The following is a 14,684-nucleotide window of genomic DNA, read 5'->3' on the forward strand; positions in this document are numbered from 1 at the left end:
AATACCGGCTCTCTATCGTATGCCTAAATGCTCCGTTCGCCAATTGGACGGGGTAGCGCCTTCCCAAAGGCGGAATGCGCGGTAGAACGAATTCTGGTCTTCATAGCCAATCAAGAATGCCACTTCTTTAATATCAAGCGAAGGGTCTGCCAAATACTCTCGTGCCTGCTCATGTCTAGCTTGTGTCAACAGATGCTTGAAGCTCGTGTTCTCGTCAGTAAGCCGGCGCTGCAAGGTGCGGTCGCTCATACCCAGTTCCTTTGCGACAGCCTGGATGTCGGGGCACCCTCCTGTGAGGCTGCGTTTCACGATCCATTTGACCGTATCGGCAATCGAGCGGCTGCGCTGCCGCTGTTCATCCAGCGACCGGTCCAGAGCAGGGGTCAGAATGTCCAGCAGCTCTTCGTTGTACGATACGAAGGGTCGGTCCAAATCGGCTCGCTTCATCGTCAGCCGGTTCCTTACAGCACCAATCCGGACAGGGCAGCCGAAGTAAGCTTCGAGGGCCTGCACATCACCCATGGATTGTGTGAATTCGACGAGCCGCGCCGTCAAAGGCTGACCTGTGCCCCGGCGTCCCAGCTCCAGCACACATGCCAGTGTGATGCCGACCAGCAGCGGGGGACCCGATTGATCGCTATCGAGCCATTCCAACTCGATGGTGCAGTTCTCACCCTCTTCGGCGATAAGTAAGCTCTCGGGCGGGCACAGCTGCTTGTACCGCGCCATTCGGTTCAATGCGTCGCGGTAGTCACGAGCGTGATAAGTCGCTAAGACGGTCGGCGGGTACTTTGCCGTTTCAAAGGCAGTCACAAGCTGGATGACTCCTTCAGCCGTGTCGCCAATGAGATCGGAATAAGCCTGCCAGATCGCGAAATATTGGGCGGTAGTCACTGCCGGTTCCGTAATTACGGTGAGCGGAAGTCGAGCTTTGCGCGCTACATCGTGGGGGGCAATCCCCAGCTGACGCAATCCTTCCCAAAATCCCGGCGGGATTTTAATCCGGTCTGTGGCGTGAGACTTCAACTGCATCAGCCTCCTCCAGCTGCTTATATATTTAACTGTTAATTGTTTGATGTCCTTTTGTAACCGGGATAGGTATTATAGTACCTCACCACCAGTGCTCTGTAACTGGAATTAGATTACATTATTTTCACTTCCGGGCGAACCGACTGCCTCGCGGAGTTCCGGTAGCTGGAGGCCAAGGCTTTACGAAGGCTTCAACAGCAAAGCAAAGGTGTACCGCAGCCGAATCGACAGCGATACACCAATTTTTTCAGAATACCTTTATTGGGAATACGGCCAGAGACTATAGAGGCTAATGCAGCGGCAGCAGCTCCCTTTAAGGGGTCTCGTAGTTTTTGAGCGGCATGCCTACATATTCGCGGAAGGAACGGATCCTATCCGCTTCGAATTCGAAGACAACCGTTAACTCATTGCGGTATGGCAAACCGCTCAGAGTTCCTTCCGCACGAAATACTACCATCCCGTAGCTATCATTCTCAAGCTCGATAAGCGGAGTCAGCCGCACCTGCAATACGGAGCGCTCGAACCGGATCAATTGCTCGAACCGTTCTCTGCCTTGCTGCTCGTAATTCCAGCCCTCCAACGGGAGTGGGACGAAGAAATGAAAGTCCTCCGTAACCTTATTAAGGAAATCTGCCGTATGCCCTGTTTCAAAAGACCTCTTAAAAGCATCAAATACTTCACGGATCCGGGAAATCGATTGTGTCATAGTAAATGCCTCCTGATTTGGCTTTTGTTATGAGGTTAGCTTTATTAGACGAGCTTAAGCTGGCTCGATATAACTCCAAGGTGAATTGCTTCATGCAGCAAAGCGAAATTAAACAATTCTCCGGCTGTAACAAACTGGAACGGACCCATTTCAAACGGCGACGGCAGCTTTTGCGTAAGCATTTCCGGTGTCAGCTCGGACAGACGGGTTAGCTGTGCCGCTAACATCCCTATCAGCTCCTCCTTCGACGGAGGCGTTACCGTCCAATCCGCAGGCTTCGTACCGGAGTTGAACAATGCTTCATAATGAGCCGGAACCGCGGATGGGGAGCCGCAGCTTAGCGTAGCGTATTTATCCAACCAATAAACCATATGACCGATATTCCAGCGTATCGTATTATGGAAGCCCTCCGGCTGGATGTCCATCTGTGCCTCCGATATCCCTTGCAGCTGGCCGATGACGATTTGACGCAACACTTTCCCTGTATTGATGATCGATTGTGCCATGATTGAATCCTCCTCATTAGTCATTAGTGGTTGTTCCCTTTCACACCCTTATCTTACCTTTGCACACCGCAACGCAACAATCACGTAATTCCGATGCAATCGATCGGTTTCAGTAATGATTCTCTTTAGAAATTGATGGGAGTGGGGGTTAGCGATTATAATGACGAAGAAAGATCGATCATCGAAAGGGGAATTGAGCATTGGAACTTCGACAGCTTGAATACTTTGCTGCCATTTGTAAGGAGATGCATTTCTCCAGGGCGGCCGAAAACCTCTGTACCACCCAGTCGAACCTAAGCCAGCAAATCAAGTTTTTGGAGAACGAGCTTGGACTCCCTCTTTTCGATCGTATTGGAAAGCGGATCACGCTGACGGAAGCAGGAAAGATTCTCCTCGAGCAAAGCCAGAACATCTTTGAGCACGTTGACTACGCCAAAAGGGCGATATCGGATCTGAAGAGAATGGAAGGCGGCAGGCTGGACATCGGCATTTTACCGGGTGACGGGGATTTGCTGTTTAATGCGTTACTTATCGATTTCCATAAGACCTATCCCAAATTGTCGATCAGCGTTACGGAGACTACGGATGTGTATGAACAGGTCCTTAACGGCACCAGAGATCTCGGAGTGACTACGGTACCTCTCAAGCCTGATGAAAGCATTGCAATTATTCCCTTGTTCCATGAGGAGTTCGCACTGGCCATCCGGTCGGATCACCCTCTGGCAAAGCTAAAGGCTATTCCGTTCGAGCAGCTTCAGCAGCTAAAACTGGTCATGTTCGGCTCTGAGCATCAGATTACTAAGATCATCCAGTCGTGCTGTCATGACAAAGGAATTGCGATTGACAATCCGATAGTAACCTCAACCTTATCGACGCTTCTGTCTTTGGTGGATCAAGGAATCGGAGCCTCCATTCTTCCCCAGATGCTGCTGGATTATATAGACCATGAGAATATCGTTTCCGTAAAATTGCTTCACCCGACACCCAGTCAAGACATTTGTATCTTGTATCGCAAGGACAAGTTTATGGGGCAAGCAGCGAAGCTGTTTATCGAGGAATTGCAGTCTTTCCTTCAGAGCGTCGTGAATCATAACAATCGTTCGTTAGGATAAGGATAAATTTTGTGCCCCGGCATATAAAAAATCTAAACGGTAGCCGCGTTTGCCGGCTACCGTTTTTTTTGCGAGAATTTTCATTCGAGGAAATGGTCGTCTCTTAATTTGTTCAAAACGAATTCGTGCGTTGGAAATGCCAATACCGGAAGTTCGCTGTAAGAAAAAAATTTCACTTCCTCCAAATCGTCTCCCGCAGCCAGCTGGCCACCGATTATTTTGCCGAAATACCAGATAAGCACACTCTGTGCTGCGGGTTTGTGAAACCCGGTGCCAATAAACCGTTCACCATAGTTGGAAGTAACCGTATAAACCGATGTAATATCTACGGTTAAGCCTGTTTCTTCCTTGAACTCTCTTGTAGCTGCATCGTTCACATCTTCCTCCCACTCTACGTGGCCGCATGGAACGCACCAGAGCCCTTCATAGCTGTACCCTCTCCGCCTCTTACCTAGCAAAACTTTACCGTCCCTTAGTACAAGTACTGCAACGCCTGCCGTAGGATTTTTATAAAAAATAAAGCCGCACGAGGTACAAATCGGTGGCTTTGATGTCTCGTTGTTTTCGTTAAGACGCAGCCTGCCCCCGCATTTAGGACAGAATGGATATCTCATTTTATTCATGTGGCCTCGTTGTCACAATGGTTTAATAACCTTGGCAATAGCCTTTAAAACCAGATCGCTTTTCTTCACCATAGTAAATCCGATTGCAAGCTCCACCAGAACTATTGCCAAGTCCGTTTTACTCATATAGCCCAGACCCATAAAATCTATATAAACCACGCTTTGAGCAACAAACAAAACAAAATCCGGGATAATAAATATTAAATAAAATATTCCTACAACGTGGATTACCATACTTTTAAGCTCTTTACTGTTGAGCCCGATTTCTTCCAGTTTATTAAACCGAGGAATACTAAAAATAAAGGTTAGCGATCTTGCCGAAAACCATAATATGATGCTAGATAATATGTAAACTATGGATGGATAAGTCATTCTAACTAATTCACTTGTATCGAAATATGTGGCCATAACCCCGTGATATAGTTCTTCAAGGAGAAACAATCCTTGACCAAAAAGTAAAATCGATACTACCTTTAAACTAAAATAAGTCATTTCCTTCATTTATGTACTCCTTCTTCTCCACGAACAGGCCCTCACGCCCCGTCTCTTTTACTGGAGCGCCAGCTTGATCAGCTGACTGCGTTTCTTCACCTGCGTTTTCGTATAAATAGAGCTCAAATGCTTCTTCACCGTAATCTCGCTTATAAACAACCTTGCCGCTATTTCGATGTTGGTATGACCTTCAATGACACATAAGGCGACTTCCCGTTCGCGTTCCGTTAGCCCGAATTTGACCAGCGGGTCCTCTTTCACCCGGCTCACCTCGGCGGCTTCCTCAGACTTCGGCACAATACCGATCCGACGGAGCAGAGCCGCAAGAAAAGCGTCCAGCTTATCCCCTCTCGTATCCAGCACAAAAGTAGGCGTAGGCGTCTTGCCGTCGTAGCTGCAATGGAACACATCCGGAGCCGCTTCGAAGCCGAGACCGATATGTGAATCGTAGAACATCGGAAGCGGTGGCGGAGAAGTAAAGAACAGTTTGCCTGAGCACATGTAGCTGTACATTTGTGAGCTTGCTTCCAGTAGAAGTGCGGAATCGGTCCAATCCAGGACATCGATGCTTTTAATAAACCAGCCTGCCGCCTCCGATTCAGGCACGCCAAATGCCTTACGCTCTGCTGCCGTCATACTTCGGATATAAGGGCCGGAGAACGGATTGTGCTCCAAATACTCCAATGTCCCCCGGTTAATCGGTATGATGGCTGACAGCCCGAGCACCGCTCCGTCCCGCGACTTCATCAGCATAACCGACGGCTGTCCTAAGCCAAGCAGCTCCTCTAGATCCAGCCCCTCGATGGCGTACAGCATCTCCTCCTTGGAAAGCGTCAGCTCCAGCAGATGGCCTGTCTCAGGATCTACGCCGCGTTGAGTAATGGTTCTTGCCTCATTACGGCGCTGCTGCAGGTACTGCTGCCCTTCCCCAAGATTAGATGCAGACAACGGCTCCCAAATTAATTCATTGTTCCATGAGGTGTTCATATGCGCCCTAATCATCGCATCGCCAATATAACGAAACAGCTCCCCTACTTCCCAGGACACGTCCCGTTTGCCATGCGCCGCTTTGACAATAGACGCATAATAGAGGACGCACCTCTCCATCAGCTTACCGTATTGAACCGGGAGTCGCTCCCTTAGATAGCTTCGCGTGCTTTCCCGCATCAGATCATGCAGAATCCACCCTCTGTCGATCTTACGCACAAAAGAAAGCGCTGTGAGCTTACCGAACGCATCTGCGCTTATTTCCCGCTCCACGACATAGGCGAGCAGCTCCTGATTGAACTGCCTTAGCATCGAAGCCGCCTCGACAAGCTGCCCGAGCTCTTCGTCCGGCACTTCCTTAAGCCACGATGAAGCGAGCTCCGAGGACCATCCCGTGTCATGCAGCGGACCGCTCCCTTCAAGAAGCTCCGTGGATACGGCCAGCGACAACGACAGCCCGTGTCCTCTCGTGCGCTCCCACAGCCGTTCTCCTTGAGACTCTTCCGTTAAACCGCATTTGCGTGCATAGGCCAAGACGTCCGTCCGGGTCAAATGATCGATGGCAAGCCAAAGTGTCCTCTCTCTCCAAGCCGGCGATACGAGCCACTGCCCCTTAAGCGGGTACCTGCCCGCCAGAAGAACCAGGATTCTTGGATCCAGCCCTCTCAATAAGCGCTCTCTAAGCCACCCTTCCATACCGGCCATATCCTCAAAGGTATCCAGCGCCACAATGACTCGACGTTCCTGCGCCAGCCGGTTCAGTCTCCCTTGTAAGACAGCAGGCAGATCCTCATCTTCGTTGTCCTTTCCTTTAAGAGATGGAAGCTGATGGAGCAGTTGTCTGCACAAATCGTCACCCGTTCTTCCCAGCTCTCGGCTATCGACCAGTAGAAACACCGCGTCGCTCCTTCTGGCTTGCCTGCGGAACGCATCAAGCAATGTACTTTTGCCTACGCCGCCTGTTCCATATAGATTCCAAATGTGCTTGCTCATCGGCTCGCCGGCCAAAAACCTCTCAAACAGCGCTCTCTCCTGCTCGCGGCCAACCAGGAATTGCCCCTCGCGCTCGTCTATGCTTGGAGTAGCATGCTGCACGGTATTCGCTTTTCCCCCCTCGAATCGCAAAACGTCTCCTTTCATTTCAGATCCTCCCATATTTGTCAAATAAAATGATTCTCCGAACTTGAATTCAACTAAAGTATACAACCAAATTATACGGTGGGATAGTACCATGCCCCGCATACCGGATGGTAAGGTAAGGTTAGTGCAAAAGAAGCATATTGCAGATGAAACGAGAAAGGATGAATGAAATGGGAGTTCGTATGTTACAAATCGCATCGTTTTATTTTCTGATTGGAGTCGTGATGGGGATGGGCATGTCCATGACCGAAAGCTACGGCCTCAGCCCGGTCCACGTCCATTTGAACCTGATCGGTTGGGTATCTATGGCTATAGGCGGCCTCGTATATGACCGTTTCCCTTCAGCGGCCCGTACCTTGGGCAAGGTGCATTTCTGGATGCATAATGTCGGCGTCCCGCTTATGATGGGCGGTCTTGCCGCATACATTCTCGGCTTCGCCGCCCTCGCCCCGCTAATCCCTGTCGGGGGCATTCTGATCGTGCTTGGCACTCTGGTATTTTTCATCAACATGGTGAAAAATGTGCATACCGTCAAAGAGGTGCAGGCCGATCCATCGGCTGCGAATCATACGGTAGGTTAAAACCCGGCTAAAACAAATCCCTGTTCTGTGCTGAAGCCGCATGTTGCGGTACAGTACGACAGGGATTTTGTTGTGTATGGAGCTCAAGCGACTAGCGTGTAAAATCCGGCGGATATTCATTTTTTTCCATTATATCATGCGGTATCGGGGGATGGATGGTGCACATGGCGACGAGATATCGGAATGAAAGAGTAGTGCGAAAGATGGGAGAAACGCGCGGAGAAAAGGTTATTATTTCACCCAAAATTTAAAGAGGGGAATGCAGGATGATGTCGAAATAACTAGGTGTGTCCTATAGATCCTGATCAATGTGGGGTTGAATTGATGAATTTGTTGAAAGATTTAATGCTGCAATTATTTTTTTCAATCATTCCTTTCATAATTTTCAATATTTATTATCAGAAAAAAACGAAAAATTTCAGCCGCATTTTTATCGCCATTACAAGCTCCATTTGCATGTTGACCTCCATGACCTTTTCTGCCAGCGTGGTGGAAGGCATTATTTTTGACATCCGGTATGTCATCTTGTTTTTCGCAATAGTATTCGGAGGGTTCCGGATCGGACTGCTTCTGCTTGCCGAGCTGGTAGCATACCGCTTTTACCTTGGCGGGGAAGGCACTTGGGTTGCCATGATCATTGTTGCGTGTTCGTTCCTGGCCTCCATCCCGTTAAGCACTATGTACCGGAAAAGCCATCGCAAAAAATGGATGACCGTCCTTACCGGGATCGTCATCTCTATTATTCCCTTAACCTTTACCTGCATCTTTTTCCTCGACTATGTCAAACAGCATCTGACCTTTCATCTATTGATCATTCCAGCTCAGAACTGCCTTGGCCTTGTACTGCTAATGTCCCTATTCAGCAAATCCGTATCGGACAAGGAGCTGTTCATTCAGCACGCCCGTATGGAAAAAATGGAAGCCATGAGCCACGTAGCCGCTTCCCTTGCCCATGAGGTCCGAAACCCGTTAACCGCTGTCAAAGGGTTCCTGAAGCTGATCCGGGAAAGCCCGAAGGAATACCATAAGGTGCGCCAGTATATCGATATTTGCATGGATGAAATCCTGCGGACGGAAGCCATCTTGTCCGAATATTTGTCAATTACGAAGCCTCCGGCCAACCGGCACGAGCTGATCAATTTTTCGGAGCAGCTGTATTTGGTCTCCAATGTCATGACCCCGTTCGCCACTATGCATAATGTGGAGCTGGAAGTACAGCCGGCCGATACGCTCGTACGCCTCACCGCCAATCCCGATGAAATCAAGCAGGTGCTGGTCAACTTCATTAAAAATGCCGTTGAAGCTTGCACGGACATATCGGACGGCAAAGTTACCCTGACGCTGAGGGCGGAAGAGAAAAATGCCATCCTCCTCATCAGAGACAATGGCATCGGCATGAATCAAGAGCAGATCGACAGGCTCGGATCGATTTATTTTTCCAACAAAACGAATGGAACCGGACTCGGGCTTACGTATTCCTATCATGTCATACACGCTCTAGGCGGCATGATTACCGTATCGAGCAAGCCGAAGGCAGGGACGACCTTCAAGATTGCAATCCCCTTTGGAGCCCCGAACTAGTGCAGGGTTTGCGTTTGTGTGGGGGCAAAGGCACAAGCTATTTGCCTGCATTGATTTCATCGATTTTTTTGTTGAACGCTTCCGCAGCTTCCCGTAAGGCTGTATTCGTGTCCTTCCCGTCTTTGACGGAAGCCTTCAAAGCATTGCGCACCGCCGTAATTCCCTCTTTGTCGTACACGGTCTGGGCATAAGGCTTGGCCGGCGTCATATTGACCGCCTTCAGGTTTTTTCCAGCCATCCAGGTCAAGTCCAAGCCGAAGGCATCTTTTATTTTCGAATCCTTCAATACGCTGTACCTTCCTTGCCGGGACATATCCATCTGCACCTCGTCGGACAGCACGGCGGAGATGACCCGAAACGCATCATCCTTGTTGCTGCTTGTTTTGGACAGCACCATGAGATGTGCATCGATCCCGGGACTCGTGCCCGGCAGCTCCGGCCATACCGGGAAAGACACCATGTCCCAATGGAAGTCCTGGAACGCGCTCAAGTCGCCCAACAGGTTGATATCCGCGAGCATCGCGAGCGTACGCTCTTTATAAAACAGATCGCTGGCCTCTTTATTGAACAAAATAGGACTGTTCCCCGGAATGGAATGGATCGCGGTCGTCATATCCAGCACCCGCTTCCACTCGGGCGTCTCGATTCCCGCTTTATTCGTGGCCGGATTGACGAACGGGGCGGACAGCTGCGCCGCCAGTCTTTCAGGCACATTCGGCATGAGGCCGCGGTAGGCCGTTCCGTTGTCGTCGCGCGTCAGCTTCTTGGCCAGCTCCGTCACCTGATCCCAGGTCATGCCGTCCTTCGGATAGGGTACCGCGAATTTATCGAAAATATCTTTGTTGTAATACAGCGCATGGAAATTTCTGGCATAAGGCAAGGCGGTAATATCCTGCCTTTGTGTCGCCGCCTTTACGGCCTCAACGGCCTGGGGCTCCAATCTCGACAGATCGAGACGGTGCTTTTGAATCAGCTCATCGAGCGGGGTCACCAAGTCCAGATCGAGAAACTCCGGCATTCCGTTGACATTGTTGGTAATGACGATATCCGGGACGTTGCCGGCCGCGACCAGCTCGGACAGCTTGGAGCCTTTGGCGTTGTAGATGGACATTTCGACCGTAATCCACGGGTATTTCTTCTTTACCGGCTCGGTAATATAGCGTTTGAACTCGTCTTCCGTCAAATAGCCTTGGCTCTTGATGCCGACGCGAATCGTAACGGGCTTCTGCTCGGCAGGCTTCTCCCCCGCATCCGCTTGGCCTGCAGAATCGGTCTTCGATGAACAGCCGCTTAATAACGTCACCATTACACAAACGGCCAGTCCTGCGGTTTTCCAATATGTATGTTTTCTTGTATTCATCGCTCTCCACTCCTTGTTTCTATATGGTTTGTTTCACGATTCGCATGCTGTGCTGCAGCTCCAAAAAGCTCTTCAAACGCTCCGGACAATCCGTCTGAATCATATTGAATCCGTATCCGGTCATCCACTCCCAGCCCGGCTCCTCATCAGGGTGCCCTCCGCACAATGACGCCTGGATGGAATTGCACCAAATCCGCTGCTTCCCTCTCATCGGTTCGAAGCTTTCTTCGGTCAGCATCGGGCTTCCCAACGCTGGAAAGACGAGCTCTATCGCCTTGGGCTGAGCTTGGCTCAATACCATCGGAAGCTCATGGAAGTTCTCTTCCTCCACCACATGCATGTACTCGGGAGGGTTCGTTTTGGACTGTAAAAAGGCCGCCACCTCTTCGTAATGCGCGCTGCTTTTGAATAAACCGTGCGCAAGCGTGTCCGTCTTCACCAGAACTTCGTAGACCGCTTCGCGAACATCCCAGCATTTGTCCAAATTGATCATGATACTCCCTTTGGCCAGAATCATCACTTCCTCCAGCGTCGCCACTCTCATGCTCGTCAGACCGGATTCCCCGCCTCCTTTCCCGTCGCGCAAATAGAACGTTTGTATTTCGGCCAGTGTGAGTTCAGCCACCTTCCCGCTGCCGTTCGTCATCCGGTCGACGGTTTTGTCGTGCATCAGCACCAAATGTCCGTCCATCGTTTGGCGCACATCGATCTCAACCATGTCGATCCCCATCTCGATGCAGGATTGAACAGCGGCGACCGAGTTCTCGGGATAGCGGCGCCAATCGCCCCTGTGGGCAACGATTAAGGTACGTCCGTTCGGATCGTTGAACTCGGCATAAATATCATCAAAACAGCGGGCATCGCAACACGATGATTCTTCCTCCAAAAACGAGCTTTGTGTCATAAACTCCATCTCCGATTTCTCTCTTTTAATGGTTCACCGAAAAAAGTAATCGATTACTTTTTATATAAAAAGGAAACTCAGGTTTCCCTTTTGACCAGCCGATGCTCAACTATGAGTCTTTTGCTCTGGTTGATTTCCTGCTGCTGTATTTTTTGCAGCAGCAGCTGAACCGCAGAATGTCCGAGCTCATAGGCCGGTTGGGTAATTGAAGTCAGAGCAGGATTCGTAATTTCCGCGACGTACGTACCGTCGAAGCTGATGATCCCGACCTTCTCGTCGAGCAGAACCGCGCCGTCCTTGATTCCTTTTAAAATATAGGACGCATGCATGTCGGAATGAGTGATAATCCCGTCGACGGGTACCCCTGCTTGAACAAGCTCGTTGATCATGTCCTTCATTTGTCCATAGCCTTTTTTCGGCTGCAGGACAAGCTTGTCCTGAAACGGGATGCCCGCTTCGCCGAGCGCCTCTTTATAGCCCGCCATCCGGTCCTTGACCGAGCTTGAGTCCTTTGAGCCCGCTACGTAAACGATATGCCTGCAGCCCCGGCTCAGCAGCTCCTTGGCCGCATCGTAGCCCGCCTTTTTGTTATCTATAGAGACATAGGTAAGGTTAAGGCCGTCAAAATACTCGTTGCACATGACGACGGGGTACCGGTCGTTCAGCTGGCTGACGATCTTCTTATTGGCACAGGATGAAATAATGACAATTCCGTCCGCTTGGCTCGTGCTGAGCATCGTTTCGTACGTTTCCCACTCCCGCTCGTTGGCATCCGTTGTCCCGATGATGACTTTATAGCCGCTGTTGCGTACGGCTTCGTTCGCCCCTTTCACAATACCTGCATAAAAAGGGTTGGACATCGAAGACATAACCAGCACGATTGTGAAGCTGGCTTTTTTCCTTAAGCTTTTGGCCAGCATGTTGGGCTTATAATTCAGCTCCTCGATAGCCTTCAGCACCTTGTTGCGGTTCAATGTCTTGACCGTCGGATCGTTGTTTAACACCCTCGATACGGTAGCCACGGACACGTCGGCTCTCTGGGCGACTTCTTTTACTGAACTCATAGGCGACATCCTCACAAAAAAATAATCGATTACAAAATGAAGCATACGGTGAACTAGTTTTAGATTAAATGGACATTGTTATCGGAACGTCAACCGCTTGTAAATCTTTTTTTAATTTTCCGCTACACTTGCGGATGCTCCTCCGTTTAGTAAAACTATCACAGGATTTTGTACGGCAGCTCCCTTGATTCTCATTTTTCGTTTTTCGGGGCTCCAGGAATAGCATGCAGCTTGATTACTGGTGGATCGGACACAGCTTCCGCTATTTCGCCAAATCAGGGCCTTTTTTGTACCCTTTCGGACAGAGGATCCCTTATTCGCTCAAATTTCGGAATTTTGGGGTGTTGGGGAGGGCAATAACGGATCCTGTGTCCGATAGATCGGCATTTTAACACTTTTTCTAGGGTATAACGGATCTGGTGTCCGCAAGATCGTTGAAATCGGTGAGGGCGGTGTGGAGATCAGCTCGAGGTTAGGATTTTTCTATATCAAAGTGTTTCAACTAGGCTCAACGTGGACAATACTTAGTCGTTTTCACTAGACTGTCCGACACTCATCACTCAGCTCTCTACTTGAATACACAACTCAGCAATTCACTCCTGCTATACCTCGATGAATCGCGAACAATCCAACTTCTTTCATACCTGGCTCTCCAAGATCAGTTCTCCACCCAGCTATCCAATCTGCAATCCCTCCGGCTCCACAACTCGACTCACCAACCTCAGACAATCCAACTTACCTCCCTCCTGCCCCTCCAATATCAGTCTCCACCCAGCTATCCACCGCACAATCCCTCCGGCTCCACAACTCAACTAACCAACCAGACACAATCCTACTCGCTTCTCACCTCGCTCTCCGACAACTCAGCTATCCCCTGGCTATACAATCCGGCTATGCGCTTATGCTTTACAACTCGACTCACCAACCTCAGACAATTCAACTTACCTCCCTCCTGCCCCTCCAATATCAGTCTCCACCCAGCTATCCACCGCACAATCCCTCCGGCTCCACAACTCAACATACCAACCTGACATAATCCTACTCGCTTCCTACCTGACTCTTCGACAATTCAGCTATCCCCTGGCTATACAATCCGGGTATGCGCTTATGCTTTACAACTCAACTCACCAACCAGACACAATCCAACTTACCCTCCTGCCCCTCCAATATCAGTTCTCCACCCAGCTATCCAGTCTGCAATCCCTCCGGCTCTACAGCTCAACTCACCAACCGGACACAATCCTACTCGCTTCTCACCTCACTCTCCGGCAACTCAGCTATCCTCTGGCTATACAATCCGGCTATGCGCTTATGCTTTACAACTCGACTCACCAACCTTAGACAATCCAACTTACCTCCCTCCTGCCCCTCCAATATCAGCCCTCTACTCTGCTATCCACCGCGCAATCCCTCCGGCTCCACAACTCGACTCACCAACCGGACACAATCCTACTCGCTTCTCACCTCACTCTCCGGCAACTCAGCTCACCCCCCAGCTATACGTACAATCCAGCTATCCACCCTACATCCAACTATTAACATCACCTCACCTCAGTACTAAGCTCACGTTTCTCGACACACAATAGAAAAAAGTCCCTATTCCGGGCTGCAGTGAATCCTGCACGCCGGCTTCTGCGTATAGTTGGACAAAAGGAGTGATGCCGCATGACCGAAAGCCGGGAACAGCTGCAGCAAGAGCTTCAGCTGATTGTAAAATGGGAACGTGAGCAGAAGGATTTGTGGTTTTGGGAAAAACTCGGGCGACTCCCTTTTGCTCTGCTGGATAAATGGACACCGCGAGTGATCCAGGACAAAATAGGGACGGCCTTGAATGAGATCGGCAAGTTCATCCAAACCGGAGGGAGCTACCTCGTTTCGGAGAAAACGATTTTGGAGAAGCTTCAACAGGAAGCCCGGAGGAGCGGCGAAAGGATAATACCGGAGGGAGTCCTGCCGGCCGATACGCCCTTGTTCTTGACACTGCCGGAGGCAAAAGAGCTCTCTCTTGCCGTAATGAACCGCGTGGCCGACGGGCTTCGAGACAGCAGGTCAACGATAGCTACCGTACAGGGGGCTACTACGGGATTCGGCGGAGTGTTTACTCTAGCGGTTGACATTCCGGCGATGCTCGGATTGTCGTTGAAGCTGCTGCAGGAGCTGGCCGTCTGCTACGGCTTTGATCCGAAGGACGAGAAGGAACGGATGTTCATTGTCAAATGCCTCCAGTTCTCCTCATCGGATATCGTGGGCAAAAAGGCCATTCTGGAAGAATTGGCCGAATACGACAACCGGAGCAGCGACGTTCAAGTGATGAGCCAGCTGCAGGGCTGGCGCGAAGTCGTCACCGTGTACCGGGATAATTTCGGCTTGAAGAAGCTGTTCCAGCTTGTCCCGATTGCAGGAGCTTTGTTCGGTGCCTACGCGAACCGCGATGCCTTGCTGCAAGTCGCAGAAGCGGGCACCATGCTGTACCGCAAGCGCAGAATACTCGAGCGGTTGAACTCAAACCCGATCTAAGCCCGACGAGCGAATGGCCTCTTCGGACGTTAGAATCGTCGATTGCTTGCCGGCGAAAATAACATGCTCCAACACAAAAAAC

At 50.3% G+C, this 14,684-nt stretch carries 13 protein-coding genes; 4 read left to right on the top strand and 9 right to left on the bottom strand.

The features are described from left to right. Window positions 1-12: 12 nt before the first annotated feature. The 3 genes from DVH26_RS30730 to DVH26_RS30740 form a co-directional block, all read right to left on the bottom strand. Window positions 13-1,032, bottom strand: a complete 1,020-nt coding sequence (locus DVH26_RS30730; protein ID WP_481857560.1) for an AraC family transcriptional regulator — start codon at window positions 1,030-1,032, stop codon at window positions 13-15. Between the two features lie 310 nt (window positions 1,033-1,342). Further along, window positions 1,343-1,735, bottom strand: coding sequence for a nuclear transport factor 2 family protein (locus tag DVH26_RS30735; protein ID WP_239628963.1), 393 nt, complete (start codon window positions 1,733-1,735; stop codon window positions 1,343-1,345). 44 nt (window positions 1,736-1,779) lie between these two features. Further along, entirely contained in the window at window positions 1,780-2,241 is a 462-nt protein-coding gene (locus DVH26_RS30740) for a DinB family protein (protein ID WP_239628965.1), read from the bottom strand. Window positions 2,242-2,441: 200 nt separating this feature from the next. On the opposite strand from DVH26_RS30740, the gene DVH26_RS30745 reads away from it, so the two are divergent. Then, the gene (locus DVH26_RS30745; RefSeq protein WP_239628966.1) at window positions 2,442-3,353 is read left to right on the top strand and encodes a LysR family transcriptional regulator; all 912 of its coding nucleotides are present in this window, start codon (window positions 2,442-2,444) and stop codon (window positions 3,351-3,353) included. Window positions 3,354-3,433: 80 nt separating this feature from the next. Here DVH26_RS30745 and DVH26_RS30750 read toward each other — a convergent pair whose 3' ends face one another. The 3 genes from DVH26_RS30750 to DVH26_RS37125 are packed head-to-tail and all read right to left on the bottom strand — an operon-like array spanning window position 3,434 to window position 6,595. After that, the gene (locus tag DVH26_RS30750; RefSeq protein ID WP_345774018.1) at window positions 3,434-3,976 is read right to left on the bottom strand and encodes an NUDIX domain-containing protein; all 543 of its coding nucleotides are present in this window, start codon (window positions 3,974-3,976) and stop codon (window positions 3,434-3,436) included. Between the two features lie 12 nt (window positions 3,977-3,988). Beyond that, window positions 3,989-4,477 (bottom strand): hypothetical protein, encoded by a 489-nt coding sequence (locus DVH26_RS30755; RefSeq protein WP_239628967.1) that lies wholly within the window; start codon window positions 4,475-4,477, stop codon window positions 3,989-3,991. 48 nt (window positions 4,478-4,525) lie between these two features. Continuing rightward, complete coding sequence (locus DVH26_RS37125) at window positions 4,526-6,595, bottom strand: LuxR family transcriptional regulator (RefSeq protein ID WP_275590432.1); 2,070 nt, start codon at window positions 6,593-6,595, stop codon at window positions 4,526-4,528. A 170-nt stretch (window positions 6,596-6,765) separates the two neighbouring features. On the opposite strand from DVH26_RS37125, the gene DVH26_RS30770 reads away from it, so the two are divergent. Next, the gene (locus DVH26_RS30770) at window positions 6,766-7,176 is read left to right on the top strand and encodes a cytochrome-c oxidase (RefSeq protein WP_239628968.1); all 411 of its coding nucleotides are present in this window, start codon (window positions 6,766-6,768) and stop codon (window positions 7,174-7,176) included. Between the two features lie 324 nt (window positions 7,177-7,500). Continuing rightward, a complete protein-coding gene (locus DVH26_RS30775) occupies window positions 7,501-8,757 on the top strand; it encodes an ATP-binding protein (protein WP_239628969.1) in 1,257 nt (418 codons plus the stop codon). A 37-nt stretch (window positions 8,758-8,794) separates the two neighbouring features. Here DVH26_RS30775 and DVH26_RS30780 read toward each other — a convergent pair whose 3' ends face one another. The 3 genes from DVH26_RS30780 to DVH26_RS30790 all read right to left on the bottom strand — a co-directional run bounded on the left by DVH26_RS30780 (window position 8,795) and on the right by DVH26_RS30790 (window position 12,085). Next, complete coding sequence (locus tag DVH26_RS30780; RefSeq protein WP_239628970.1) at window positions 8,795-10,117, bottom strand: ABC transporter substrate-binding protein; 1,323 nt, start codon at window positions 10,115-10,117, stop codon at window positions 8,795-8,797. Window positions 10,118-10,136: 19 nt separating this feature from the next. Beyond that, window positions 10,137-11,021, bottom strand: coding sequence for a glycerophosphodiester phosphodiesterase family protein (locus DVH26_RS30785; RefSeq protein WP_239628971.1), 885 nt, complete (start codon window positions 11,019-11,021; stop codon window positions 10,137-10,139). 77 nt (window positions 11,022-11,098) lie between these two features. Further along, the gene (locus DVH26_RS30790; RefSeq protein WP_239628972.1) at window positions 11,099-12,085 is read right to left on the bottom strand and encodes a LacI family DNA-binding transcriptional regulator; all 987 of its coding nucleotides are present in this window, start codon (window positions 12,083-12,085) and stop codon (window positions 11,099-11,101) included. A gap of 1,665 nt (window positions 12,086-13,750) precedes the next feature. Here DVH26_RS30790 and DVH26_RS30795 point away from each other — a divergent pair. Next, entirely contained in the window at window positions 13,751-14,602 is an 852-nt protein-coding gene (locus tag DVH26_RS30795) for an EcsC family protein (RefSeq protein WP_239628973.1), read from the top strand. The last annotated feature ends 82 nt before the right edge of the window (window positions 14,603-14,684 follow it).

It is taken from the genome of Paenibacillus sp. H1-7 (genome assembly GCF_022354825.1).
In the GTDB taxonomy this organism is placed as follows: domain Bacteria; phylum Bacillota; class Bacilli; order Paenibacillales; family NBRC-103111; genus Paenibacillus_S.